The organism is Burkholderia sp. BCC1985 (genome assembly GCF_905339915.1).
In the GTDB taxonomy this organism is placed as follows: Bacteria; Pseudomonadota; Gammaproteobacteria; order Burkholderiales; family Burkholderiaceae; genus Burkholderia.
Window position 1 is genome coordinate 36,293 of sequence record NZ_CAJPGY010000008.1, and the last position, 25,684, is coordinate 61,976.

General features: G+C 60.6%; 20 protein-coding genes. 8 read left to right on the forward strand and 12 right to left on the reverse strand.

Translation table 11 applies throughout. The features are described 5' to 3' along the window. Nucleotides 1-134 precede the first annotated feature (134 nt). From U4Z31_RS10085 to U4Z31_RS10110, 6 genes are read left to right on the forward strand one after another with little or no spacing between them, the layout of a single operon-like run. The gene (locus U4Z31_RS10085) at nucleotides 135-1,469 is read left to right on the forward strand and encodes an alkaline phosphatase family protein (protein ID WP_321810176.1); all 1,335 of its coding nucleotides are present in this window, start codon (nucleotides 135-137) and stop codon (nucleotides 1,467-1,469) included. 15 nt (nucleotides 1,470-1,484) lie between these two features. Next, a complete protein-coding gene (locus U4Z31_RS10090) occupies nucleotides 1,485-2,684 on the forward strand; it encodes an ABC transporter substrate-binding protein (protein WP_321810177.1) in 1,200 nt (399 codons plus the stop codon). 15 nt (nucleotides 2,685-2,699) lie between these two features. Further along, nucleotides 2,700-3,494 (forward strand): ABC transporter ATP-binding protein, encoded by a 795-nt coding sequence (locus U4Z31_RS10095; protein WP_321810178.1) that lies wholly within the window; start codon nucleotides 2,700-2,702, stop codon nucleotides 3,492-3,494. After that, a complete protein-coding gene (locus tag U4Z31_RS10100) occupies nucleotides 3,491-4,222 on the forward strand; it encodes an ABC transporter ATP-binding protein (protein ID WP_321810179.1) in 732 nt (243 codons plus the stop codon). The genes U4Z31_RS10095 and U4Z31_RS10100 overlap by 4 nt, the downstream gene beginning before the upstream one ends. Before the next feature lie 9 nt (nucleotides 4,223-4,231). After that, nucleotides 4,232-6,133 (forward strand): ABC transporter permease, encoded by a 1,902-nt coding sequence (locus tag U4Z31_RS10105; RefSeq protein WP_321810180.1) that lies wholly within the window; start codon nucleotides 4,232-4,234, stop codon nucleotides 6,131-6,133. Between the two features lie 32 nt (nucleotides 6,134-6,165). Continuing rightward, on the forward strand, nucleotides 6,166-7,461 hold the full coding sequence (locus U4Z31_RS10110) for an amidase (RefSeq protein ID WP_321810181.1): 1,296 nt from the start codon (nucleotides 6,166-6,168) through the stop codon (nucleotides 7,459-7,461). 679 nt (nucleotides 7,462-8,140) lie between these two features. Here U4Z31_RS10110 and U4Z31_RS10115 read toward each other — a convergent pair. Both U4Z31_RS10115 and U4Z31_RS10120 read right to left on the reverse strand, forming a co-directional pair. Next, nucleotides 8,141-8,425: an HU family DNA-binding protein gene (locus U4Z31_RS10115; protein WP_321810182.1), complete on the reverse strand. Its 285-nt coding sequence runs from the start codon at nucleotides 8,423-8,425 to the stop codon at nucleotides 8,141-8,143. Nucleotides 8,426-9,170: 745 nt separating this feature from the next. Continuing rightward, nucleotides 9,171-10,637, reverse strand: coding sequence for a PHB depolymerase family esterase (locus U4Z31_RS10120; protein WP_321810183.1), 1,467 nt, complete (start codon nucleotides 10,635-10,637; stop codon nucleotides 9,171-9,173). Nucleotides 10,638-11,106: 469 nt separating this feature from the next. Here U4Z31_RS10120 and U4Z31_RS10125 point away from each other — a divergent pair, with 469 nt between their 5' ends. Together U4Z31_RS10125 and U4Z31_RS10130 are read left to right on the forward strand one after the other, a co-directional pair. Further along, nucleotides 11,107-12,558, forward strand: coding sequence for a sigma-54 interaction domain-containing protein (locus tag U4Z31_RS10125; protein WP_321810184.1), 1,452 nt, complete (start codon nucleotides 11,107-11,109; stop codon nucleotides 12,556-12,558). 297 nt (nucleotides 12,559-12,855) lie between these two features. After that, nucleotides 12,856-14,982 carry a D-(-)-3-hydroxybutyrate oligomer hydrolase gene (locus U4Z31_RS10130; RefSeq protein WP_321810185.1) on the forward strand — a complete coding sequence of 709 codons (2,127 nt, stop codon included), beginning with the start codon at nucleotides 12,856-12,858 and terminating at the stop codon, nucleotides 14,980-14,982. Nucleotides 14,983-15,551: 569 nt separating this feature from the next. On the opposite strand, the gene U4Z31_RS10135 is transcribed toward U4Z31_RS10130, so the two are convergent. The 10 genes from U4Z31_RS10135 to U4Z31_RS10180 form a co-directional block, all read right to left on the reverse strand. Then, nucleotides 15,552-15,755, reverse strand: a complete 204-nt coding sequence (locus U4Z31_RS10135) for a hypothetical protein (RefSeq protein WP_321810186.1) — start codon at nucleotides 15,753-15,755, stop codon at nucleotides 15,552-15,554. A 175-nt stretch (nucleotides 15,756-15,930) separates the two neighbouring features. After that, complete coding sequence (locus tag U4Z31_RS10140; protein WP_321810187.1) at nucleotides 15,931-16,998, reverse strand: porin; 1,068 nt, start codon at nucleotides 16,996-16,998, stop codon at nucleotides 15,931-15,933. Between the two features lie 417 nt (nucleotides 16,999-17,415). Continuing rightward, a complete protein-coding gene (iolG, locus tag U4Z31_RS10145; protein ID WP_321810188.1) occupies nucleotides 17,416-18,444 on the reverse strand; it encodes an inositol 2-dehydrogenase in 1,029 nt (342 codons plus the stop codon). A 12-nt stretch (nucleotides 18,445-18,456) separates the two neighbouring features. Continuing rightward, a complete protein-coding gene (locus U4Z31_RS10150; protein ID WP_321810189.1) occupies nucleotides 18,457-19,323 on the reverse strand; it encodes an SMP-30/gluconolactonase/LRE family protein in 867 nt (288 codons plus the stop codon). Next, a complete protein-coding gene (locus U4Z31_RS10155) occupies nucleotides 19,320-20,243 on the reverse strand; it encodes a TIM barrel protein (RefSeq protein WP_321810190.1) in 924 nt (307 codons plus the stop codon). The genes U4Z31_RS10150 and U4Z31_RS10155 overlap by 4 nt, the downstream gene beginning before the upstream one ends. Beyond that, the gene (locus U4Z31_RS10160; protein WP_321810191.1) at nucleotides 20,240-21,352 is read right to left on the reverse strand and encodes a Gfo/Idh/MocA family oxidoreductase; all 1,113 of its coding nucleotides are present in this window, start codon (nucleotides 21,350-21,352) and stop codon (nucleotides 20,240-20,242) included. The genes U4Z31_RS10155 and U4Z31_RS10160 overlap by 4 nt, the downstream gene beginning before the upstream one ends. 101 nt (nucleotides 21,353-21,453) lie before the next feature. Beyond that, the gene (locus U4Z31_RS10165) at nucleotides 21,454-22,266 is read right to left on the reverse strand and encodes an ATP-binding cassette domain-containing protein (protein WP_321810192.1); all 813 of its coding nucleotides are present in this window, start codon (nucleotides 22,264-22,266) and stop codon (nucleotides 21,454-21,456) included. Continuing rightward, on the reverse strand, nucleotides 22,267-23,385 hold the full coding sequence (locus U4Z31_RS10170; protein WP_321810193.1) for an ABC transporter permease: 1,119 nt from the start codon (nucleotides 23,383-23,385) through the stop codon (nucleotides 22,267-22,269). 12 nt (nucleotides 23,386-23,397) lie between these two features. Further along, nucleotides 23,398-24,345, reverse strand: coding sequence for a sugar ABC transporter substrate-binding protein (locus U4Z31_RS10175; protein WP_321810194.1), 948 nt, complete (start codon nucleotides 24,343-24,345; stop codon nucleotides 23,398-23,400). A 56-nt stretch (nucleotides 24,346-24,401) separates the two neighbouring features. Then, nucleotides 24,402-25,661, reverse strand: a complete 1,260-nt coding sequence (locus U4Z31_RS10180; protein WP_321810356.1) for an MFS transporter — start codon at nucleotides 25,659-25,661, stop codon at nucleotides 24,402-24,404. Between the last annotated feature and the right edge of the window lie 23 nt (nucleotides 25,662-25,684).

Genomic DNA, 25,684 nt, shown 5'->3' on the forward strand with positions numbered 1-25,684 from the left:
AGTGTATGCGAAAGACTCGGTCGTCGCAAATGTCCCCATGGCGTCACAAAAGAGTCACGTCACAAATGTACTGTTCAGGTCGCAAATGGGACGAGCCGCATAGGTCCCGCTTAACGACATCACCGGAACAAGCAATGACGCTGAAGCGGAAGGTTGTGTTTATGTGTTGCGACGGCCTCAGCCGTCACTGGATTTCCGATGAGCTGACGCCGAGCCTCGCTGAACTGGCGCGTGATCATGTCTGGTGTGACAACCATCAGGCCGTTTTTCCGTCAGTCACGCGAGTGTCCGCCGCGACGATCGCAACGGGATGCATGCCGCGTCGCCATGGACTCCACGGAAATCGCATGGGCTTGCTGGAGGAAGGACGAGTGGTGGTACGCGACGTAGGTGCGCCGGACTTTCGGGATCACATGCGTCGCGCGACAGGCGGTACGTTGAAAGTTCCGACGCTTGCGGAGCGGGTGGCGCATCTTGATGGATTCGTCGGCTTTTCCAACGTATCACCTGGTGCTGCCTACTTCCTGGACCCGGAGCACCATGGCTTTATCTATCACCGGGCGGGCTCGTTCGGCCCGGGAGGTAAGCGGCTTGCCGATCCGCAACATCTTCGCGTGAGCCATGACATCGCGGGGGATTTTGAAATGGTCGCCCGATTCTGCAAGGAGATCCTGGCGGAGCAAAAGCCAACTGTCTCCGTTCTCTGGATCGCGAACCCCGACCTGACGCTGCACGGCGCGTCGCTCGGTGGCCCGCAACATCGGGAGGCGCTGCGTTGCGCGGATCAGCAGGTCCGGACGGTGGTCGAGTGCATCCGGACCCTGCGCGGACAGGGAGAAGACATCCTGCTTCTCATCGGATCCGATCATGGCCAGGAAACCATCGGTGGCTCGGTCAATGTGGATGAGTTCCTGGCCGCGCGCGGCTTTGGTCCCGAACTCTCGACGGGCAGTATCGCTGTAGCGAGCCAGGGAACATCCGCGCTGATATACGCAACAGACGACGCACGAGCGAAGGCGCGTGAGGTCATCAGGACTCTGGCCGATCTTCCTTGGGTCGATTCGATTCGTCATGGCGAATCGCTGACCAGCCTCGGGATGCCAGCGGACGAACATCTGGTCGCCGCAATCAATATGGGTTTTATCAGCGATACGAATGCGTATGGCGTTAGCGGTCAGCGCTGGATTGCCGCCGAGCCGGGCAAGTCTCCAAAAATGGGAGATGGCCAGCACGGTGGCTGGGGGGCAGAAGAAACGTCCCCCTTTCTTGTTCTGAACCACCCGGATTTAGGCGCGGATGCATTGTCGGTCGACACTCACCTGGTCGATATCGCACCAACCGCCCTTGCCTTTCTTGGCCTGCCGACCGAAGGCGTCGACGGGCGCCCGCTGCTCGAAAACGAACCGGGCTGCGCACTACGGCTCGCATCGCATCCAATCCCCGGAACTGCAACTCCCAGCGCTCTCTAATCGAAGGGCCCTCTCATGCTCAAAAAGCTGCTGTGCTGCGCTGTCGCGTCGACGCTCTCGATCCCTGCATTCGCCAGGTTTTCGGATAACAAGATCGTTATCGGTGTACTTGGTGATCAAAGTGGCGTGGTCGCCGACGTCGGTGGACCTGGTTCGATCCTCGCTGCAAAAATGGCCGTCGAGGACTTCGGCGGCAAGGTTAACGGTGTGCCGGTAGAAGTGCTGAGCGCAGACCACCAGGAAAAAGCCGAGATCGCGTCCACTATCGCTCGCGAATGGTTCGATCGGAAGGGAGTCGACGTGATAGTCGACCTCCCTAACACGGGTGTGGTGTATGCGCTAGCTTCGATCGCCAGAGAAAAAAAGCGCCTGCTGATGGTATCGGGGGCTGCGGCGGTGGACATCACGGGCTCGCAATGTTCTTCCTATGTTTCACACTGGACCGACGACACCTATTCGCTGTCACAAGGGACAGCGAAGGTTCTGATGAAGCAGGGTTACAAGAACTGGTTCTTCCTGACCGACGACTATTCGTTCGGCCACGCGCTTGAAAAAGACGCGTCCACTGTCGTGACATCGGAAGGCGGGAAAGTGGTCGGCAGCGCGAAGAGCCCGCTGGGTACGACGGACTACTCGACGCTGCTTCTGCGTGCTCGCGCATCCCGGGCGCAGGTGATCGCGCTGGCGAGCGCCGGCACTGACACGATCAACGCGATCAAGCAAGCGGCGCAGTACGGCATCAAGCCGGACACACAACGAATTGCCGCGCTTCACGCATTCATCACTGACGTGAATAGCATCGGGCTGCAAGCGGCACAAGGGTTGACCATCACGTCGGGCTTTTACTGGAATGAGAGCAATGGCACACGCGCCTTCGCCAAACGTTTCTTTGCCAAACAGGGGCGTATGCCGACCCGTGAGCAGGCCGGTGTCTATGTTTCCGTGATGCATTACCTCAAGGCAGCGAAGGTTGCCGACACCGACAACGCAGACACCGTAACGGCGGAGATGCGGAAGATTCCTGTCGACAAATTCGGGCAGGTTGCGCACCTCGAGGCGAACGGCCGTGTTACTTACGATCTCGGCGTGTATCAGGTCCGCAAGCCCGGCGATGTCAAGACGCCTTGGGATTACTACGAGCGCATCGGGACCGTTCCTGCGGCCGCTGCTTTTCGGCCGGCCGCCCAATCTGGCTGCCAGCTTCCCTCGAAATAAGCAGGGCGATTGACGATGTTGCGCCCCCTTTCGAACAACTCGCCCTCAAAGCCCGCCCGCGGCCACGTGACTCCGTTGCTGGATGCAAGCAATCTCGCTGTCAGGTACGGCAGTTTCAAGGCGCTCACCGATGTCTCGCTGCGAGTTGGCCGGCGCGGTGTTCATGCGGTCATCGGACCAAACGGTGCGGGGAAAACCACCCTTTTCAACGTGCTGAGCGGTCATGTCAAACCGTCGGCGGGCGTTCTCTCTTTCGAGGGCAACGTCGTAAATGGCTTTGCCGCGGACAGGCTTGCCAGGCTGGGCGTCGGCCGCTCATTCCAGATCTGCTCCGTCTTCCCGAATCTGTCCGTCGCAGAAAACATCAAGATGGCCACCATGCGTGGGTGCGGGATCTTGAGGATGCTCCAGCGATCGGGAGCCGCGGCCTATTCGAACATCGACACCAATCGTCTTCTGGAACAGACCGGGCTGTGGAGCAATCGCCATCGGCCCGCATCGGAACTGTCGTATGGACGACGTCGCCTCCTTGAGATCGTGACCGCCTTGGCGCCGCGCCCAAAACTTCTGCTACTTGACGAGCCAATGGCGGGTCTTGCTCGGGAAGACATTCCCCCCGTTGTCGAATTGATTTCGGAAACGGCGAAGACGTGCAGTGTCGTACTCATCGAACACAATCTGAAGGTCGTTGAAGCACTGGCGGACCAGGTGACTGTAATGGCAGAAGGTTCCGTACTTTGTCATGGAAGCTATGTCGAGGTATCCAGCGACGCACGCGTGATCAAAGCGTATATCGGGACAGCCGAATGAAGCGCATCGACGGAACCACCCAGAGGGGCCACCCGGCCATCGAAGTCTCGGACCTGAAGGCCTGGTACGGAGATTCGCAGGCACTGTTCGGCGTTAACCTGCGCGTCATGTCGGGTGAAGTGCTCGGAATCAGTGGGCGCAACGGAGCCGGCAAGACCACGACACTCCGCGCCATCATGGGGATGATGCCCAATCAGAGCGGTGACGTAAATATTTTTGGCGCTCCGGTTACTGGCAGGAGTCCCTCTTATCTGGCAAGGCTCGGAATTGGATATTGCCCTGAGGAACGGGGCATTTTCGCGTCGCTGACCGTGGACGAAAATCTTCTTCTGCCACCGACCGTATGTCAGGGCGGACTCTCCATTGACGAGATAAAGGAATTGTTCCCCAACTTGCAGAGGCGCGGTAGACACTACGGAGGCCAGCTCAGTGGCGGCGAGCAGCAGATGCTCGCGATCGGTCGCATCTTGAGGACCGGTGCGCGCATCCTGATCCTCGATGAACCCAGCGAAGGACTGTCTCCAGTCTTCGTCGGCATCATCAAGGCCGCCATGAAGCGCTTGAAGGAGCGCGGTTACACGATTGTGCTCGTCGAGCAGAATCTCTCATTCGTTATGAGCCTCGCGGACCGCATGCTCTTCCTCGAGGACGGCTACGTCGTAGCCGATGAACCGACCGAGACGGTCCGGAAGGACCTGGCCCGTTTCACCCATCTCCTGGCACTGTGAGGGCAGACCATGCTCGACATATTTCTCGGTTCCCTGACGATCGGGCTCGTCAACGGATCATTCTATGCCCTCATGAGTCTGGGCCTTTCGCTGGTCTTTGGCCTGCTGAACACGTTAAACATGGCCCATGGCGTCTTCTTCATGATGGGAGCATTCGCGGCGTGGGCTGCCAACTACTATCTCGGCATTGGATACCTTCCTGCACTACTGGTCTCCGCCGCTCTGGTCGGGGTGCTTGGCTGGCTGATTGAACGGATGCTTGTCAGACGCACGTACGGCCTCGATCCGCTGTATGGATTCATGCTGACTTTCGGACTGGCCACGGCAATTCAGGGAGCGTTCCAGGCGCGATTCGGATCGTCAGGATTACCGCTCTCTACTCCCGACTGGCTCTCCGGCATAGTCGATCTTCACTACATCGTCTTCCCGGCGTATCGTCTCTGGGTAGTAGCAATCGGAGTGTGTGCCTGCGCGGCCCTCTGGTGGCTCATAGACAAGACCCGCATCGGATCCGTCTTGCGCGCGTCGTCGGAAAGCGGCGCAATTGCGGAAGCGCTGGGCGTCAGGGTTGGGCGCGTTTTCAGCGTGACATTCGCTATCAGCGCGGTACTCGCCGGGATGGCGGGCGCGCTTGCTGCGCCCATATATCAGGTTAGTCCCCTCATGGGCGACAATATCCTTCTTGTCGCCTTCGCAATCATCGTGATCGGCGGGTTGGGATCGATCGCTGGAACCGTCATCTCCAGTTTCGCACTCGCTGTTCTGGAAAGTTTGACTCAGGTGGTGTATCCGCAGGCATCCGAACTGATTATTTTCGGATTCATGTGCGTGGTGCTCCTGCTACGGCCTCAGGGCATGTTTGGCATTTCGGTCGTCAAATCCCACGAATTCTCTGCCAGCAAAAATTCGGGACGTTCATCAACCGAATCGCCTGACAGCACGCTCAGACGTGTTTCCCGATTCACGCCTGTCGCCTGTCTCGCCGCTATCGCCGTTCTTCCACACGTCGTCTATCCAATCATCCTGATCAAGATCGCGCTGTTTGCCATCTTCGCAGCGTCCTTTAACTTCCTGCTCGGCTTTGCCGGAATTGTCTCGTTCGGACAGGCCGCTCTGTTCGGTACCGCGGCGTACGTTACTGCGCAGGCTGCTTCCCGGTGGAACCTGTCCGCGGAGATCTCCATCGCACTCGGCGTCGTCCTCGCGACGGCTCTGGGGCTGGTCATGGGCGCCATCGCCATAAGGCGGCGCGGAATCTATCAGGCAATGATTACGCTTGGCATCGCACAGATCGTGTACTTCTACTATCTGCAGACGGATTTCACTCACGGGGAGGACGGCATCCACTCCGTTCCTCGAGGAAATCTATTCGGCCTGATTGATCTCAGAAGCGATCTCACCTTGTACTACATCACCGCGATGGCGCTGTTTGCCGTGTTCTGGGGCCTTCATCGTCTGTTACGGACCGACTTCGGAATGGCCATCTGCGCCATACGCGACAACGAGAAACGTGCCGTATCGCTGGGGTATCGCGTCGACAGGTTCAAGGTAATCGCGTTCGGGATTGCCGCCGCCTGTGCGGGACTCGCCGGGTCGCTCGATGCAGTTGTCTTCCAGCTTGCCACGCTGGCCGGCGTTCACTGGAAGCTCTCCGGCGAAGCTGTACTGATGACACTCATCGGGGGAACTGGAACATTGATCGGACCGCTTATCGGCGCAGCGGTACTCGTCGGTATGCAGCAGTACCTTGCCCCGCTAGGCAGCTGGGTGACTCTAATCCAGGGAACCGTATTCGTTCTATGTGTGCTCTTTTTCCGCGAAGGCATCTGGTCCCGGCGGCGTCTGCCAAAGCAACTTTCGGCATTAGTCCTTGCGCGAACGAAACCACGACGGAACGAGCACCAGGCCTGAGCGTCCCACTCCTTACTTGATACGAACAAGAGATGGAAAACCCCAAACTCACAAGCCTGTCGGCAACCGAAGCAATGGTGCTGATTACCACAGGCGATATCTCGGCCCGGGAGTTGCTCGAGGCCAGCATCGAGCGTATTGACGAACGCGAACCGGAAATTCGCGCCTGGAGCCACCTCGACTTCGAGGGGGCGCGAGAACGCGCAGATCTTGCCGACCGCCGGCGGCGCAACGGCGAGGTCCTTGGAGCCCTGCATGGCCTGCCGGTCGGCGTAAAAGACGTATTCGACACGCATGACATGCCCTCGGAATACGGCAGCAGGCTCTATCGTGGCAGAGTCCCGTCGACAGACGCAGCTGCCGTAACGGTTCTGCGCAATGCCGGTGCAGTCATCGTCGGGAAAACGACGACTTCCGAGTTCGGGATGTACCACCCGCCTGAAACAAGAAACCCGAGGGACATCAGCCGCTCCCCGGGGGTGTCGTCTTCCGGCGCAGCCGCGTCCGTAGTCGATTTCATGGTGCCGCTTGGCCTTGGCACGCAGCACACCGCGTCGACAACGCTTCCCGCCTCGTTTTGCGGTGCCTTCGCTTTCAAGCCGAGTTTCGGATTCACGGACATGTCGGGTTCGAACATTCTGATTCCTCGTCTCTCGCATCTCGGATTGCTTGCGCGTTCGGTCGACGATCTTTCGCTGTTTGCAAGCGCCTATCAACCGTCATTGCGAAAGCCGCTGGATGCCTCACTGCCCCCTCGAATTGCCGTGGTACACGGACCAGGATGGTCAAGATGCTCCGAAGACGCGCGTCAGGCACTGCACCGATTTGCCGATGATCTGAAGATCAATGTCAGCGTCATCGAAATGGACGACTCGATGAGCAGCGCACCCGAGGTGACGATGAGTCTCCTGGACGCTCATATGTCTTATCGTTTCGGAACGCTCCCGCCAAGCGATCTTGCGCAACTTTGCGGGCCGTTGCGCCAATGTGTCGAAGACGGCAGCAAGATCAGCGCGTCGCAGTACATCCGGTTAAATGCAACCATTGACGGTTACGCGGAAGCGGCGCAAAAATTGCTCGACGAGTTTGACGCGGTCATTACGCTGTCTGCCTGCGGTGAAGCGACTACTCTCGAAGAGGGCCCCGGATCCGGAGTGATGTCGATGTTCTGGAGTCTGTGCGGGCTTCCTACGGTATCACTGCCCTTCCTGACAGGAGCAAGCGGGCTTCCCATAGGAATTCAAGTCATTGCCGGAAGGAATTCCGACGGCAAGCTGCTTCAGGTTGCGAAGTGGATCGAGCTCAAGGCCCGTGGTATGACGCGTTGAGCCTCAACAGCGACCTGCACAAGACTGTACGGCAAAAAGGCTGGCCTTTCCGTATAACGAACTTTTGAAACCTTGCTCGGTGAAGACCCGCATGAAATGGACGAGAGGCAATTTCAGCGCTGCGTCGCCAAGGCCACGAGTCAGACAGCGCTAGAGAAAATCGCTGACAACCGTATTCCCGGCAGAGATGTACCTGATATCGGGCGTCCGCTTGAATTGGGTCATACACGCGGCACTGTCACCAATCGGTTAGACCGAATCATCCTGCATGCGCCCATTCCACACGATCTGGATTCTCCTTGGTGGGTCACCATCCGTGCGGCTGGGCGATTGCGGGATCGGGAAAACATGAGCCGGATGTAGCGATCACGAATGACCAGCTTGCCCGCATGTATGGGCGCCGTCGCAATATTTTCGAATCCATTGGAACGAATGTCCGACCGGTCCTCTGATTTGTCCGAATCCGATCAGCGTCATCGGATCAAACTGCGGCATGCCGGTGCGAAACGAGCCGTCGTTTCGACCTCGCCAGCCTGTTGGGTAACAACATCAACCCACACAACGAGTAAGCCCGTACATCCCGGCACCCACTCGGTTACCTACGGGCAAAGGGTTCAGCACGCATTCGCCGCCGATCTTCTCGCCCTTTTCAGACAGTTGACTACATGCCGGAGGAAGCCTACCACTGACCACCGTTGAGCGCGTCCTTGAATGCTTTGCCTGCCGTGAATTTCACGGTCTTCGCGGCGGCGATCTGGATCTCCTCGCCTGTCGCCGGGTTGCGCCCCGTGCGCGCGGCACGCTTGCCCTGGCTAACGGAACCAAATCCGACGAGTTGTACGGTATCGCCCTTGATCACGGCCTTCGTGATCGCGCCGATGACGGCATCAATGGCCTCGCCCGTGATCGTTTTGCTCGATCCCGTGGCAGACGCCACTGCGTCAATCAGGTCCTGCTTGTTCATCTATCTTCCCTTCTTCAGTAAATGACAGCCCCAATGGTCTCAAACAAACGGTTCGTCAAACGTTCGCGAAAAGCCCCCGCACACCGTATCGCGAACGTGCCATGTGCGCAAGTCGGCGCATGAGACAAGGAGAAGTTCGCGCGCTACGGCGATGACAGCCGAGCTGCGAGCGTCGTCTGACTTCCATCTTGCCGGCTCAGGCCACTTCCGGGGATCCGTGTACGCCACCGACGAGATCTGCAGTGCGTCGAAGCACGCCTACTGGCCGTGTGCGACTTCTGCTGCGACGTTGCCTTCATGCACGCGCTTGCGCGCGGGCATCGGCCATCGGAACCGCAGGTCCGACGGATGACGTCCGTGGCGTCGACGAAGAACCGTTCACGACGCCGACCGACATCGTGCTGGCACCCGTAACCAACAGTTCGCGCGATTGATGTGCCCTGCTTGTGGCGGGTAGACCAAGATGAAAGCCGATCCTTGCCATGTATCACTTTCATCCGCTATACGACCCGAAAGTCACCTTCTTTGGCCGTCGCCCATCCCGCATCAAGGTCGCCACGGAGTCGCGGCATGCATGCGTGAAGAGGCAATACGCGCATCCGTGCATTGCGGTATGCGGACAAGTTGATTTGAATGTCTTGTCGAAGCACATGCTCACGACGGACATCAGTATTTCACATGATGGCAACACGTTCGCTTGAACGGGCAAATGCCCGCCCAAGCGTAATCACACACGCGCTCCGTATTACGGACAGTTGCCGATGACGTAGTACCCGGCCGACGTCTGCGCCAAAGTATTCGAATAGAAGACGTTATCCAGTCCCATGCTCTGGTTCGACCCGTTCGCATAGGCCGTGCCGCCGGAATCATGCGCACGGCCGGCCTGCACGTGCGCGTAATTCGTGGCCGTCGTCTCGGTGCACGCGAAGCTCGATTGTGTCGTCGCCGACACCGACGAAGACTGGGCGCTCTCCCCTGCGTTCGGATCGATTTCCGAGACCGTATACGAATAGGTCGTCCCTGCGATCAGCCCCGAATCGGTGTAGCTTGCCGACACGGACGAGCCGACCTTACTGCCATTGCGATAGACGTTGTAGCTGCTTGCGCCCGCAACCGCGTTCCACGAAAGCGAGACCGACGTCTGGGTCGTACCTGCCACTACCAGCCCGGTCGGCGCGGAGCCGGATTGCGTCGGCCCCGACACCGAACGCAAGTTATTCTTGACCCAGTAGTCCATCAAAAATACCGGATAGTTGATGTGGGTCGCATCCACATAGTTCGAGTTCTTGCCGCCCGACCCGGCGGGCCACGCATGCGACATGCCGGTCACCGAGATCTCGTGCGTCCGTACCTTTCCGCTGCTGTCGGAGTACGGCGTGTTCGTTCCCCCACCCGGAATCGTCACCTTTGTTCCCTGGGAAAACGTGCCGCCGTAGAGAATACGGAAAGCCGCCGTGTCGAGCAGGCCGTAGGCTTGCGCGACCGTGTAGTCCGACGTCCCCCAGACCGCGCCGGCGATCTGGGTCGCGAATTTGCCCGCGTTGGAGCCGGCCCAGGCCTTGCACTGGTTCGCCGCCGTCGTCGCCGTGTAGCCGCTCGGGACATAACTGATTTGCGAGGTCGTCGTGCCCGGCGGCGGCCCGGCGTTGATGCCGATCCCGGCGAAAACATCCGGTGCGATACAGCCCAGTACCATCGTCATGCCACCGCCGGACGACAGGCCCGTGACGTACACCTGATTCGGATCAATCGCGTATTGCGAGTTTGAGACAAAACGATTCACCAGATCCAGCAATACACCAACATGCCCGACACTGCGACTCGGGGAAGTGTTCGCATAATCCCAGCAGTGGTTGCTGTACACGTTGCCGGTCGCGTTGGGCGCGAGGATGATTGCGCCGTACTTATCCGCAATCGCCTTCCAGTTGAAGCCGGCAGCGTTGCTGCTGTCGATCACGTCGCCCGACGCGGTCTGAAGGCAACCATGCAACACCAGTATCAGCGCTCGCTGGCCATTCGGTGTCGTAGGCTGGCTCGCGGGCCAGTAGAAATAGCCAGTCAAGTTGCCGCCGTTCACCGAATCCGCGGCCCAGGTCTGCTGTGCGCTCCATGTCCCTGGTCCTGGCGTAACCGCGGCCAATACGGAAGTCGTTGCGAACGCAGCGAAGAAACCGACAAGCCATCGCCATTGGCGTCGTGAAAGCAATTGCATGACGTCTCCTTTACTTGTTTGGATACTACGCACGGGGCAAGCGCAACGGAGAAGGTGGACCGTCTCGTCCTGACTGCGCTGCCGGTTCGGATGAAACGGACCAGGCACATCGCCAACTGCGTCAAGGATTGAACGGGAAAGCGACCCGACCGGTCTTGACGCAGAGCAGATAAAAGCAGCATCCATGCCTGCCGCCTACTTTCCGTATCCGCCGACGCGGCACGTGCCTCGAAACACGCGGCCTGCCGATCATCGCTCCCGCTTCATATGGGCCCGAGAAGGAAGCTAAGGAATCCGCACTTCATTCGAAAAATTGGTGCGTCGTTCGAGGGTCCGTCATTTGTAAGGGGAATTCCCACTCGCCCGGCTGTCCACAAGTTGAGAAACTGCTCGCCTTCGTCTCCAACCCGAGACGGTTCGCGGCAAGCAGGACCGGACGGCACTGTCACACAACAAGGAGAAAATCCGAATGGCAACCGAGGTCGGTACCAACCTGAGCGACTACAACTATGTATGGGGACGCGCGATGCGCTCCCTCTTCGAAACCTTCAATAATTCCAGCGAGGGCACGCTGATTGTCGACCGACAGGCAAGAGTCGTCTGGATCAACGAAAAGTACGCCGCCCACTTCGGCTTTGTCGATCCCAAAGTCGCGATCGGCCTCGATTGCGAAGCGGTCATACCCAACAGCCTCATGCGAGAGGTTGTCGAAACCGGCAAACCGATCCTGCTGGACATCCTGGAAACCGAACACGAACCGTTCGTCGTGACGAGGCTGCCGCTAAAGGACGACAACGGCGCCATCATCGGCGCCATCGGCTTTGCCCTGTTCGGCGAACTGAAGGCACTCACACCGCTCTTCAGCCAGTACTCGCGCCTCCAAGCGGAGCTCATCGCTGCGCGCCATGCACTCGCGCAGACGCGACGCGCCCGATACGGGCTGGCGAATTTCGTCGGCACGAGCCCCGCGACCATGGAAGTGAAGCGACTTGCGCGGCGCGCCGCGCAAGTGGACTCCCCCGTGCTTCTGCTCGGTGAAACCGGTACCGGCAAGGAGCTGATTGCGCATGCGATACACGGCGCATCTGCGCGCGCAGACAAGCCATTTGTCGCCGTCAACGTGGCAGCGATTCCCGATTCGCTGCTCGAAGTCGAACTGTTCGGCGCGGCAGCGGGCGCCTATACCGGTGCCGACCGAAAAGGCAGGGTCGGCAAGTTCGAACTGGCTCACGGCGGCACGCTTTTCCTGGACGAAATCGGCGACATGCCGCTCTCGCTGCAAAGCAAGCTTCTACGAGTGCTACAGGAAAAGGAGTTCGAACCGCTGGGCTCGAATCGCGTCGTCGTGAGCGATGCGAGAATCATCGCGGCGACCTCGGTCGCCCTTGCCGAACTCGTTGCCGCTCGCCGCTTCCGCGCCGACCTCTACTACCGGCTCAACGTGCTCACCATTCAAACGCCGCCGTTGAGAAAGCGTGCGCATGACATCGCGGCGCTATCGGACATGATTCTCGACGACCTGGCGACACATCACCATATCGATCGCCCGGCGCTCAGCGAAGACGCGCTGCAGTTGCTACGCGAGCACGCGTGGCCGGGAAATGTGCGCGAATTGCGCAACACGCTCGAGCGGGCGGTGATGTTTTCCGATCGCCTGTGCATCACCGCGAACGTGCTGGCTCCGTTCGTCGGTGGCGACATGAACGCCACGCTCTCCAGTCCCGAATTTGTCCGCGAACCGGCCGCGACGCATGACATGGATGTCGACGGAGCAAGCTACGACGACGCAATGCGAACGTTCGAGAAGCACTTTCTCAGCGCCGCGCTGCGATCGGAAGACGGATGCGTATCGAAGGCGGCGGCACGGATCGGCATCGGACGCGCGACGCTCTACAAGAAAATGGCCGCGCTCGGGATCTGACATCGATCGACGTCAGCCATTTGTCGCGCCTGCTTCGCGCGCCGACCGCACCACCCGAAGCGACGTTACCGACACATGTCGGGGTGCCGCGCGACGGCATTTACATGCGCCATTCGTCTCCATTCGTGGACTGGACGTCTCCCGCCAGAGACACTGCTTTGCCCTGTTTCATCAAGTCGCCGCTCGCAAGCAGCTCATCCGCCGCAAGTGCCGAATGGCATTGCATCATGGTCCGGATATTGCTCCTCCGCTCGTCGACGAAGTCCGACACAAACAATGCGACGAACGGAGACCTGCATGACACACGATACGGCGAACGCCCCGCAACGCCATCCCGCATCGGCACTCACGGCGGCCTGCGCCGCAGTGCTGGCAACGACGGTGCTTGCCGGATGCAACGGCGATGATAGCGTCAAGCCGCAGGCCAATCAGTTGCCTGCGTTTGTCGCCGGAGACGTCCGAACCACGACCTACGACGGCAGTACGGACGACTTGTTGACCGGCGGTCTCGGCAAAACGGGACTCGCCTCGGCAACGCCGCCCGCTTTCGCGAATGCCACCAGCCCCGTTGCGGCCGAATTGCGCCGGCTGGCCATCTGGTCCAACTATCGTGCACTGGTCGACATGTCGACCAATGGTGGCTATGGCCGCTTCTGGGGGCCCAATGTCGATCTCGCCGGCAACGACACGCTCGGGGAGGGCAAGATCGCCGGCACCGAATATCTCGCGTTCGCCGACGACGGCAGCGGCACGCAAAACGTCAGCCTGCTCGTCCAGGTGCCCGCCGGGTTCGATCCCGCCCATCCCTGTATCGTCACTGCGACCTCGTCGGGCTCGCGCGGCGTGTACGGCGCGATCTCGGCGGCCGGTGAATGGGGACTCAAACGTGCGTGCGCCGTCGCCTATACCGACAAAGGCACCGGAAACGGCGCGCACGAACTCGCGACCGATACCGTCACGCTGATCGACGGGACGCTCGCGAGCGCCGGCTCGGCCGGGCATCGCAGCATCTTCACCGCCAACGTGGGTGCAGCAACGCTCGCGGCCTACAACCGCGACTTCCCGAACCGCTATGCGTTCAAGCATGCGCACTCGCAGCAAAACCCGGAGCAAGACTGGGGGAAGGACACGCTGGAGGCCGTGCAGTTCGCCTACTGGGCGCTCAACCAGCAGTTCGGGCCACTGCTGGACGGTTCACGTCGCGGCGTCCGCTATCTTCCCGGCAGCATCTCGACGATCGCCGCGTCGGTCAGCAACGGTGGCGGCGCATCGCTTGCCGCCGCCGAACAGGATACGCAAGGCTGGATCACGGCCGTGGTCGTCGGCGAACCGCAAGTCAACGTGAACCTGGGAGCAGGCGCACAGATTCGCGAAGGCGGCTCGGCGATCAGTGCCGCGGGCAAGCCGCTGGCGGATTACATGACGCTCGCGAACATGCTGCAGCCATGCGCCGCAGCGGCCAGCGAGCTCACCACGGCGCCGTATCTGAGCGCGTTGCCGCATTCCACCACGAATTCGATTCGAGCGGCACGCTGCTCGTCCCTTGCCGCCGCAGGCGTGATTTCCGGCAACGACCTGCAAAGCCAGGCTTCGAGTGCGCTCGCGCAATTGCATGCAGCGGGTTACGAAACCGATTCGGACTTCCTGCAGGCGCCGATGTGGGATTCACAGGCCGTGCCAGCTGTCGCGGCCACCTATGCGAACGCGTATACACGCTCGAGCGCGACGGACAACCTGTGCGGTTTCAGCTTCGGCACGACAAACGCCTCCGGCGCAGCAGCGGCACCGGCCGGGAATTCGCCGATGCTCAACGTCTTCGGTACCGGCAACGGCGTTCCACCAACGAATGGCATCAATCTCGTGTATAACGCCGGCGCCACTGGCGCGGCGGACCACCGGCTCGCCACCAGCGACGCAAGCTACGCGGGTGCTGCGTGTTTGCACGCACTGTGGACGCAAGGCAATCCGGCCATGGCGGCCAGCGTCTCGGCCGTGCGCGTTACGGGGAAATTGCAGAACAAGCCGACCATCATCGTGCAAGGCCGCAGCGATGCACTCGTTCCGGTCAACCACGCGTCGCGGGCCTATCTCGCGCAGAACAGCATCGCCGACGGCGCGCACAGTCAGCTATCGTTCTACGAAATCACGAACGGTCAGCACTTCGATGCGTTCCTGTCCGTCGCCGGCTTCGATACGCGCTTCATCCCGGTTCATTACTACTATCTGCAGGCGCTCAACCTGATGTGGGATCACCTGACGCGAGGAACGCCGTTGCCTCCGTCGCAAATCGTTCGGACGACACCGCGTGGCGGCGTTCCTGGACAGGCGCCGCAGCTCGCCGCAGCGAATCTGCCGCCGATCGCGAGCGTGCCGGCCGCGAATGCGATCCAGGTGGCGAACGGCATCGTCGATATCCCGCACTGACGTGCGACTTCACGGCTGGCCGCCTACAACGCGTCCGTTTCGGCGCCGCGGATAGACGGCCAGCGTATATGTCGGCAGAACACAGCTTGCCCGCGGTCAGGTCAAGCGGCAACGGACCGCAATGGAGATACTGCAGGCGTCAGCTTGCTACCAAGCAGAGTTGAACGGCAGCAGGAGCGATAGTCAATGCGGCAGCCTGTATCCGGACCATAGCGAGGACGGCTGGTAACGACGGCGCAATCCCGCATTCAGCCGGGAACCGAAACGATCCGTTTGCATCGATCGCGGTCGCATCGCCGCCCGCCTGCACAGCACCGCGTCCGTTCAATCAACATGCGCGAACCGTCCGTCGCATGGAAATCGGTTCGCTTGCCGGGACGCAGGTTCGCTCCAGCCGCATCGGAGAGGGCCCGTCGAATCCTTGCAGCCCCCGCTGGAAAAGCAGCGGGCCAGGCGCTGGAATACGGCGCCGGTTCGATACGTTCGTCGATATTCACCCGCCACCTTCATTTTTCTCCGGGCACCCTATGCCCGTAGGCAAGCAGCCTGGATCGCCTGCTCGCAAGGCATCAGTTATAACCCAATATCGCAACAGAGGTGGCATCGGAGCGCTCGGGCACGTTACCGGCGATCTTGGAAACGGGGCCCTCGAGAAGCTTCGCATATGCGGAACGGTGCGTTGTATCGCTACCGTTCGCCGCGACAGGAAGCTGCGGCCAGCCGGTTGTGACGTGCCCGGCGAGTTTGCTCTCGAAGAGGATTCGCTTGCTCATGATTTGTATCGCTCCATGGATGACCGCCGCGAGGCCGTGCCCCGTCGAGGTCGAAGAAAGGGCGCGCTCGCGGACGTCCCGATTCCGGCATAGCCGAAGCGCCCCGCGAGAACGGGGCGCCCGGCCGATGAAGGACCGACGCCGACACGCCTTTCCCCCTGGTCTCCGTCATATTTCAGAAGTAGTGCATCATGCCGAAGTACCCGCCCTGCTGGTTGTGCCCCGGCAACGGCAAGGAATCCGCCGTTTCGACCGGGAAGTTCGCCGTCCTGCCATTGAACATGGCACCGAACGTCGCATACACGAATGTGCGCTTCGACAGGCTATACGTCGCGCCGACAACCCCGAGGTTTCCGCTGCCGCCGCCGTGATTCGCGTTGCCGTGGTACCACCCTGCCTGGAGCGCCAACGCGGCGTTCGCTTGATAGGTTGCCCCCAGCCATTCCTGTTCGTTCCGCGTGGCACCGGCCGGATTGTCCAAATTGGGTACCGTATCGCGTCCGGATGACACCAGGGCCTGATACCCCGTGTACACCTTCAGCGCGCCGAATTGATAGGTGCCGCCAATCATGTACTCGCGCGACGCGGTGTAGGGATCCGAGAATTTCCCGTTGGCGTCACGGATCTCCTCGTAGACCCCGTATGCATTGAAGTCACCGAGAGAATAGGCCGCGCTTCCGCTGAACTGCCTGCTCCCGCGGAAATTTCCGACCTGGTTGCCGAAGCCGTTCTGAAGACGGAAAGAGAAGCCTGCCCATTTCGGTGAGTTATAGGTCAACGTATTGGAACGCGAACCCCACGCACGCCCCTTGGCAAAGTTCGCGATACCCGTTGCCTGCTGCCCGAACGGGTCGAGATAAAATCCGGTCTCGTCGGTCAGACTCATGACCTGGCCCGCCCACACGCTTCCCCAGCCGTCCTTGCCGAGGCCCACATATGCGTATCGGTTGAACAGGCTTTGCCCCGGCAACTGCCCCGTTCCGGCGGTAAACATGCTTTCGAGCTTGAATTCCGCTTTCAACCCGCCGCCGAGATCTTCCTTGCCGGTCAATCCCCACCAGCTGATACCGTACTGATTGCTTCCGAAACGATAGTTGGTCTTCGATTGACCACTTGGCGTCGCCACGTTCGTAACGAAATCAAGTCCGGAAGCAACCCGCCCGTAAAGCGTCACGCTACTTTGCGCATGAGCGACGCATAATCCGGCGGACAAAATGAGGCCACACACCGATTTCCTGTACATTTCGTTTTCCTTAACGAAAAGATCTCCATTAACATCATCCTGGCCTCTAACGGGCCGTTACAGTCACTTCAAAGCCACCAACATGCCCACGCTTTGAGAACATTCGCCATCCAGCCGGCGAACCCCCATCGCTTTTCTCAGTTTCTTTTATCAGTTATCCTATTTAATTAGACAAAATATGAACATGTCACATGCAATGTGAGCCAACGAGTGAACGAGTGAACGCCGGATGGCTATTCACGCGGCCATGGAATCGGATGACGAAGGCACTTCCATGGCCGGTGTGCGGATCGGTCGATCCTCCGGGACCGCTCGAGCGGCGACTGGCACCCAGGACACCGGCCGGTCGGTCGACATCGCGCTGACTCAGCGAACAACACGACGCGCTCCGGAGGAGAAAACCATCGCATCGGCACCTCAGAATCCCTCGCCAAGGCCGATATCGACCACAACGACCCGCCCAGCCTTGCTGGACTCGCGCGCCGCCTCGGCAAGCAGCAGCGCGCGCCGACCGCTTTCGAAGCCGGGGGCAGCACGTGTAGCGCCACATGCAACATCCAGGAATGTATCGAGTTCCGCCGCGTACGTCGGCCAATAGCGTTCCATGAAACCCGGATTGAGCACGTCGCGGGCGGAGGTTGCGTGCGCCGAATATCGCTCGATCGCGGTGCGGCTGGGATTGGCGGAACATACCATTCCCTTCGACCCGAACACCTCCACCCGTTGATCGTATCCATATGCAGCGCGCCGACTGCAATCGATACGACAAAATGCGCCGTTCTCGAATCTCAGCGTGACTTGGGCCGTATCGGAATCACCCAGCTCGCCGATTGCCGGATCGACCAGATTGCTGGCCATCGCGAAGACTTCGACGCGTCCCATCGCCCCCGACAGCCATAACGCCAGGTCGAAGTCGTGAATCATCTGGTCGTGAAACTGACCGCCCGAGACGGCGATGTATTCAGCCGGCGGCGGGCCCGGATCGCGGCTGACGATCGAGATGACTTCGACCTCGCCGACCTCGCCGCGCCTTACCGCGTCGCTCACGGCGCGGTGCGTCGCATCGAATCTGCGCTGGAAGCCGATCATGATGGGGGCGTTGCAGCCCTCGATCGCCTTCGCACACATATCGACCCTCGACATGTCGAGATCGATCGGCTTTTCACACAGAATCGCCTTCCCCGCCTTGGCCGAGGCAACGATCAGGTCGACATGCGTGTTCGTTGCGGACGAAATAATGACCGCGTCGACGTTCGGATTTGACAAGGCCACCGACGGTCGGTCGACCGCCAGGGAACCATATTTTCGTGCCAGCACGGTCGCACGGGACAAGTCCGTATCGACGACATACGCGAGTTCCGCGCGCTCGTTCGCCGCGATGTTCGCAATATGCCGCTCGCCCATGCGGCCTGCGCCGAAGACGCAAATCCGAACTCTTTTCGACATGTGATTTTCTCTCTAAATCAACGCGAGCCGTGGCGACGGCGCAGGCACGGCAACATCGGCGACAAACAGTCCGCCAGCATGCGGGGCACTTTCCAGCTCTTCTTGCGTGTGCCTCACACGCAGCGTCGTAATGAAAAGACGATTGCCGGCCGGGCCGCCCAATGCCACGCACGTAGGACCTTTCGCTGGCAGGTCGATCCGGTCCGTCACCGCTCCATCGACGGATATGCGCACGACACATCCGCCCCACACGCGCGCGCTCCAGTAGCCGCCCTCGCGATCCACGATGGCGCCGTCCGGTGACCCGGGCGCTATCCGGGCGCCAGCCAGCGGCTCGATCTCGTCGAAGCTTGAAAACGCCGCGCCGATCTTGAACCGCCGGATGACGCCAACGGGCGTGTCCGCGAAAAACATGATCTCCCCATCCGGCGAAAACGCGATCCCGTTGCTGATCGTGATATCGCGAAGCAGTTGTCGGAGTTCGCCTTCAGGGGACAGCCGGTACAGGCTCGCCACGGGCTGTCTGTCACGCTCGTCGAAGGTACCGAACACGATGCCCCCGAACGGGTCGACCGCCGCATCGTTCACGCAGGTCTGCGCAAGCCCCGGCTCCACTTCCGTCACGGTGTCGAAGCGCGTGAACCCGGTGTCGACCCGGGCGATCCGACTCGCAAGACCCACGATGAATCCCGCGTCCTTGCGCGGCAGGATGAAGCCGGCTCGTTCCGGTAGCGCGTACGACGTGATCTCCTGCGCCGAGGAAAGCCGGTAGATTCGGCTTTCCTCGATGTCCGTCCAGTACAGGCTATCGTCGCGAGGATCCCAGACACACCCTTCTCCCAGTGTGTTGCGGGCGTCGACCAGACAGGTTGCTTTCATGCGATGGACCTGCGCGCCGGCGCGATGCCGACCGACTCCAGATAGTCGTAGCTCTCGCGCGCATTGTCGAAAGGCGACGCGGCGCCCGACGGATCGACGTCCTGTTCGACGACCGCCAGGCCCTTGTAGCCGATCCGGTCCAATGCGTCACGCACGGCCACGAAATCGACGACGCCTTTGCCCAGCGGACAAAAAATACCCCGCGCGATCGCACTGAAGAAGTCGACACCCTCGGCAACGCACTGCGCGTGCACTTCGCGGTCGATATTCTTGAAGTGCATGTGACCGATTCGCGACCCGTACCGCTCGATCAGTTTCACCGGGTCGATTCCGGCATAGGCGGAGTGACCGGTATCGACGCACAGGCCCACCAGATCTTCCGGCAGATCCGCCATCGCGCGATCGACTTCGTCCTCGAACTCGATGTAGCACCCCGCATGCGGGTGCACATACGACTTCACACCGAATTCGTCCCGCGCAATCAGCGCAATCTGGATGATTCGCCGCATCATCGCGCTCCATTCCGCATCGGAAAGCCGCGGTGCGGCAGCCGACTGGCCGGCCGTCCTGCCGCGCTCGGTCGACACGCAATCGATGATCACCAACCGCGGCGAACCGAGTGCCTTCAGGATCTCGCAGGTCCGGCGCGTCTTGTCGAGCACCTTCGGCAACGCTGCGTCATCCGTGAGCGGATCGAACAGTCCGCCCGCGGAGAGACTCAGATTGCGCCCGGCGAGTTCGCGCTCGAGACGCGCCGGATCGGTCGGCAAGTACCCGACCGGCCCCAGGTCGATGGCAGCAAACCCGGCGGCCGCAGCTTCGTCGAGAACCCGGGTCCAGGCAGGGTTCTCCGGTCGGTCGGCAAAATCGACACCCCACGAGCAGGGTGCGTTGGCAAGACGGTAGTTCGACGACATCATGCAATCTCCTCGATGCTGGCCCAGCGGTTTTGTTCAACTGAAGTGAGTACGGCATCGACCACGCGGTCAACGCGATAGCCGAACGAGAAATCGGCGATCCAGCGTTTTCCGAGCGCGACGGATTCGATCAGACGCCGTGCTTCGATCACCTTGAGGTCGTTGTAGCCGAGCGGATTGCCCTGCAGGCCGAAGAAAGCCGCATAGTCGGGATGCTCGGGTGCCGCGAGAATGCGCTTGTAGCCGCGCTCGGCCGGATCGTCTGTCTGGCGGTAGAACTGCAGCTCGTTCATCCGCTCCTGATCGAACAGCAGCGAACCCTTCGTGCCCTGTATCTCGTATGCGAGATACAGCTTGCGGCCGGTGCCGATGCGGCTGGCTTCGATGTAACCGGAAGCGCCATTCCCGAAGCGGCAGACGAACTGCGCGAGATCGTCGTTTTCGACCTTGCGTTGCACGCCCGCCGCGGTCTTGCGTTCGGCATGAAGAATCTGACGCGTGCCGCACACCTCCGTGACATCGCCGACCAGATAGTGCGCGAGACTCAGGACGTGACTGGCCATGTCTCCCAGCGCGCCGCCGCGGCCCGCGATGGCGGCATCGGTACGCCAGGTAAAGGGAAATTCAGGTCCGACCATGTAGTCGTTGTCGAACATCCCGCGAAAATGAAAGATCTCGCCGAGCGCGCCGGACTCCACGAGCTGACGCGCGTAAGCCTGGATCGGGCTGCACAGGTAGTTGAAACCGACCATGGTGACGACGCCTGCTGCCTCCGCCGCATCTCGCATCGCCTTCGCTTCCGCAGCCGAATTGGCCATCGGCTTTTCGCAATACACGTGCTTGCCCGCCGCGATCGCGGCCAGTGCAATTTCGGGGTGCACGTCGTTGGGCGTCGTGATGTCGATGACATCGATGTCCGGATCGCTCACGACGGAGCGCCAGTCGGTGGTCGAGCGGACGACGTCGAATCGTTGCGCAAAATCGCGGGCTGCCGCTTCACTGACATCCGCCACCGCAACGATCTTCAGCGTTGCAGGATCGGTACCGAAAATACGTGTGGCGCTCTCGAATGCCGCCGCATGCGCACGACCCATCCAGCCGGCGCCAATCATTCCAACCCGAATCGTTGACACTTCAAATACTCCTTTAATTTAGTTGTCCAAATATCCTTCACCGAAACTTCACCGCCCGACCTGCCGGAATGCCACACCGCTCAGTGCGGCACGGTATTCCGGCTACGATGGATGCTGTTCCTGCTCACGTCATCCGCGATTTCGTTGAGTTCGTCGCCTCCGCCCATCAGGTTGTAGAGCTCCTCCAGGGTGACGTCGCCGCGCTTGCGGGTCTCGAGCGTCGTGCCGCGTTTCAGAATGACGAACCGGTCGCCCACCGTATGCGCGTGACGGACGTTGTGGGTGATGAAGATCACCCCGAGCCCCTTTTCCCGAACCTGGTTGATATAGCGAAGCACCATCGCGGTCTGTCTCACGCCGAGGGCCGAAGTCGGCTCGTCGAGAATCAGCACCCTTGCGCCGAAATAAACCGCGCGTGCGATGGCTACGCACTGCCGTTCGCCGCCGGAAAGCGTCCCGACGGCCTGCTCCGGATCTCGCACATCGATACCGATCTTGAGCATCTCTTCTCGCGTGACCTTGAGCGCATGCTGCGCATCGAAGAACTTGAACGGCCCGATACCCTTCTTCGGCTCGCGCCCCATGAAGAAATTGCGCGCGACCGACATGAGCGGAATCATCGCGAGGTCCTGATACACGGTCGCAATGCCCTGATCCAGCGCGTCCCGGGGGCTGTCCAACGTCACCGGCTGGCCACCGACCAGCAGTTCACCGGAGGTCGGCCGGTGCACACCCGATAGCGTCTTGATCAATGTCGATTTGCCCGCACCGTTGTCGCCAAGCAGGCACAAGACCTCACCCGGATACACCGTCAGCGACACGCCGTTCAACGAGATCACCGAACCGAAGTGCTTGACGAGATTCCGAGCTTCGATAAGTGGCGTGGTTTCCATTTAACGCTCCCCCGTCGCGCGCTTGCGCACGACATTGTTGAAAAGTACGGCCACGAGAAGCATCGCGCCCAGGAACACCTGATACCAGTCCTGGTCGATACCCGTATAACTGAGGCCAATGACAACCATGCCGAAAATGATCGAACCGAAGAAGGCACCGATGACCGAGCCGTACCCGCCCGTCAGCAGACACCCGCCGATGACCGCCGCGATGATCGCTTCGAACTCTTTCTGAAACCCGCGACTCGCGTCGGTCGATCCTGCGTCCAGCACTGTCAGCACGGCGACGAGCGCGGCGCAGCACGCTGTCGTCATGAACAGGATGAACTTGACGCGTGTAACGGGCACCCCGGAATTGCGGGCCGCCGCCATGTCACCGCCGACCGCAAAGATCCAGTTGCCGAACGTGGTGCGGATCAGAACGATTGTCGCGACGACGGTCAGGCCGATGAACCACAGGATCGAAACGGGAACCCCCTTCACGCTGGGCTCGCCGTTGGGGAAAGCGGCGATGATGTTGTGCTCGGCGAACCAGCTGAACAGCCCCGTGAACGCATTACCCGAAAATGCATGAACGAGCCACGACGATCCTGCCGCCGAATCGACTTCGCGCAATTGCGTCAGTCCGCCTGTCGCCTGCTTGAGACCGACAAGCGTGAGCCCGCGCAGCATGAACATGAACGACAGCGTCACGATGAAGGACGGCAGACCGGTGCGGAGAACGATCTGCGCATTGATCGCACCGAACAGGGCCCCGACGACGAACGTGATGACGATGGAGACCGGCAACGGCAGGTGGAACACCACCAGGCAGGTGCCGAAAACCAGCCCGGAAAACGCGATCATCGATCCGATCGACAGGTCGAACTCCCCGCCAATCATCAGCAGCGCCGCGCCGATGGCGAGGATGCCGAGCTGAGACGCGGGCGTCATGAAGTTCATGATCCCGGCGACCGAGAACATCGCATTGCTCGCCGTCGCAAAGAAGAACACACCCACGAGGATGAGGCCGGCCATCGCGCCGAGCTCGGGCCGCCGCATCAGCCGCCGCAGCTGGGAAGCATTCTTGAGCCGCTCGTCCGGCATGGTGGGCGCTCCTGAAGCACGAACATGTTGCATGGTTTCCTCCTGTTACCGGATGGCTTTCGCGGAAAGACTCATCACGCGTTGCGCATCGGCCTTGGTGATGAACTTGGGTCCTGTCTCAATGACCTTGTTGGTCGGCAACAGTCCATAGCGGATCTCGTTCGCGAGAAAGACCGTGCCGAGATAACCGAACAGATAGGGCTGGTGTTCGACCGCGAACAGCGCCTTGCCGTCAGCTACCGCCTTCAGGAAACCCGGTGAGAGGTCGAACGACACCACCGCCAGGTTCGCGCGCTTCGCTTCCTGGGCAGCGGCCACGGCCGGTTCGCCGGACTGGCCCGCACTCAGTGCGACGACGGCATCGACGGCGGGATCCTGCGCGAGCGCCGCGGCAACCTTGGACTTCACTTGCTGGAAATCGGCGGTAGTCGGCAGCACCGTGACGTTACCGCCGAATCCGTCTTTCACGCCGCGGCAACGGTCGTCGAGCGCCGTGTTGCCAACCTCATGATTGATACAGATGGCCTTCTTCAGCCCCATCGACTTCAGACGTTCGCCCACTGCCTTGCCCGCCGGGTATTCGGGCTGCCCGATGTGAAGAAGCGTGCCGAGTTTCGCCGCGACATCCGCACCCGAATCGACGGAAATCACCGGTATGCCGGATGCCACCGCGTTCTTGATGGCGCCGCTCAATGCGTTCGCGTCGGGAATGGTGACGATGATGCCGGCGGGTCGCTGATTAACCGCCGCATTGATCAGGTTCGACATCTGAACCATGTCGAAGGTAGGGGGCGAGCGATAGTCGACGGTGACGCCAAGCTGTTTGGCCGCGTCATTCGCGCCGTGCTTGACGATGTTCCAGTACGGGTCGCTCGCGAGGCCGTGCGTGATCAGGATGATCTTCTCCGGCTCCGCGCCGCTCGCGTGAACTGCCGCGAAAGCCAGCGTTCCGGCCGCCACGAGGGTTTTAAGCGTTTTCCATGCATTCAACATTTTTTGTCTCCTGATATCAATCGTTGTACCTGCTTCGAGCGCAAAAGCGTGGACCGCTATCGCGCAATACCTTCCGTTTGAACATGCCGTCGTGCCCTACCGTCACGCCCGCGCCGGGCCAGCATCAACAGGGTTCCGAACAGGACGACGACAAGACAGGCTGCCGGCATCAACATCGGCGCGGCCGTGCTGCCCGTCTGGTTGCGAATCCAGGGCGCGAGGTTCTGCGCGAGGAATCCGCCCACGTTCCCGATCGAGTTGATCGCCGCGATGCCCGCGGCGGCTCGTGCTCCCGAGAGAAATTCGGCGGGCAGCGTCCAGAAGCACGGCACGATGATGTACATGCACGGAGCGGCCAAACACAGCGCTGCAAATCGCCAGACGTTATCCGTGAGCAGCGCGCTGCATACGAAGGACACGATCCCTATGCACGCCGCAACGGCGATCCCCCGCAGCAATTGCCTGCCGTGGCCCATGCGCTTGGGCAGCCAAAGCAGCGTCACGGTCACGATCAACCACGGAATCGATGCAAGCAAACCATTCACCGAGTTCGATACGCCGAATGCCTTGACGAAAGTCGGCATCCAGTAGCTCACCGCGGCGATGGACATCGACACCATCATGAAATAGCAGGAAAGAAGCAGTACGCGGCGATCCACCAGAACGTCGAGCACACGGCCGTGTGCCGGATGTCCGACTGCCTCCTTGCCCAGCTCGCGGGCGATCCAGGCCCGCTCGCCGTTGTCCAGAAACTTCGCCATCGCCGGGCTGGCGGGCAGCAGACGCCACGTGACGAACGCCATTGCGACCGGCGGTAGACCCGTGGCGATGAATACCCACTGCCAACCTTGCAGCCCCCAAAGTCCTTGCAAGTCCAGAAGGGCCCCGCAGATCGCCGCGCCGGACAAATTGCCGACCGCGCTGCCGAGTACGAAGTACCCCATGATTCTTGCCCGATGGCGCGCCGGAAACCACAATGTCATGTAGTAGATGATTCCCGGGTAAAGCCCTGCTTCGGCCGCGCCGAGCAAGAATCGCAGGACGTAGAACATCGACGCGCTACGCGTGAAAGCCAGCATCAACGTCACTGTGCCCCAGGTCAGCATGATCCGCGCAAGCCAGCGCGGTGCACCAACCCTGTACAGTGCCATGTTGCTCGGCACCTCGAAGATCAGGTAACCGATGAAGAAAAGCGATGCACCGAGTCCGTAGGTGACTTCGCTCATCTGCAGGCTGTCGATCATCTGAAGCTTGGCGTAACTCACGTTCTGCCGATCGATATAAGCCATCAGGTAAAGAACCCCCAATAGCGGCATCAAACGCAGCGTCAATCGATTGA

Bases quoted from the DNA above. Each gene is read 5' to 3' on its own strand.
- U4Z31_RS10085 (WP_321810176.1), top strand. From the start codon at position 135: ATGACGCTGAAGCGGAAGGTTGTGTTTATGTGTTGCGACGGCCTCAGC.
- U4Z31_RS10090 (WP_321810177.1), top strand. From the start codon at position 1,485: ATGCTCAAAAAGCTGCTGTGCTGCGCTGTCGCGTCGACGCTCTCGATC.
- U4Z31_RS10095 (WP_321810178.1), top strand. From the start codon at position 2,700: ATGTTGCGCCCCCTTTCGAACAACTCGCCCTCAAAGCCCGCCCGCGGC.
- U4Z31_RS10100 (WP_321810179.1), top strand. From the start codon at position 3,491: ATGAAGCGCATCGACGGAACCACCCAGAGGGGCCACCCGGCCATCGAA.
- U4Z31_RS10105 (WP_321810180.1), top strand. From the start codon at position 4,232: ATGCTCGACATATTTCTCGGTTCCCTGACGATCGGGCTCGTCAACGGA.
- U4Z31_RS10110 (WP_321810181.1), top strand. From the start codon at position 6,166: ATGGAAAACCCCAAACTCACAAGCCTGTCGGCAACCGAAGCAATGGTG.
- U4Z31_RS10115 (WP_321810182.1), bottom strand. From the start codon at position 8,425: ATGAACAAGCAGGACCTGATTGACGCAGTGGCGTCTGCCACGGGATCG.
- U4Z31_RS10120 (WP_321810183.1), bottom strand. From the start codon at position 10,637: ATGCAATTGCTTTCACGACGCCAATGGCGATGGCTTGTCGGTTTCTTC.
- U4Z31_RS10125 (WP_321810184.1), top strand. From the start codon at position 11,107: ATGGCAACCGAGGTCGGTACCAACCTGAGCGACTACAACTATGTATGG.
- U4Z31_RS10130 (WP_321810185.1), top strand. From the start codon at position 12,856: ATGACACACGATACGGCGAACGCCCCGCAACGCCATCCCGCATCGGCA.
- U4Z31_RS10135 (WP_321810186.1), bottom strand. From the start codon at position 15,755: ATGAGCAAGCGAATCCTCTTCGAGAGCAAACTCGCCGGGCACGTCACA.
- U4Z31_RS10140 (WP_321810187.1), bottom strand. From the start codon at position 16,998: ATGTACAGGAAATCGGTGTGTGGCCTCATTTTGTCCGCCGGATTATGC.
- iolG (WP_321810188.1), bottom strand. From the start codon at position 18,444: ATGTCGAAAAGAGTTCGGATTTGCGTCTTCGGCGCAGGCCGCATGGGC.
- U4Z31_RS10150 (WP_321810189.1), bottom strand. From the start codon at position 19,323: ATGAAAGCAACCTGTCTGGTCGACGCCCGCAACACACTGGGAGAAGGG.
- U4Z31_RS10155 (WP_321810190.1), bottom strand. From the start codon at position 20,243: ATGATGTCGTCGAACTACCGTCTTGCCAACGCACCCTGCTCGTGGGGT.
- U4Z31_RS10160 (WP_321810191.1), bottom strand. From the start codon at position 21,352: ATGATTGGCGCCGGCTGGATGGGTCGTGCGCATGCGGCGGCATTCGAG.
- U4Z31_RS10165 (WP_321810192.1), bottom strand. From the start codon at position 22,266: ATGGAAACCACGCCACTTATCGAAGCTCGGAATCTCGTCAAGCACTTC.
- U4Z31_RS10170 (WP_321810193.1), bottom strand. From the start codon at position 23,385: ATGCAACATGTTCGTGCTTCAGGAGCGCCCACCATGCCGGACGAGCGG.
- U4Z31_RS10175 (WP_321810194.1), bottom strand. From the start codon at position 24,345: ATGTTGAATGCATGGAAAACGCTTAAAACCCTCGTGGCGGCCGGAACG.
- U4Z31_RS10180 (WP_321810356.1), bottom strand. From the start codon at position 25,661: ATGCCGCTATTGGGGGTTCTTTACCTGATGGCTTATATCGATCGGCAG.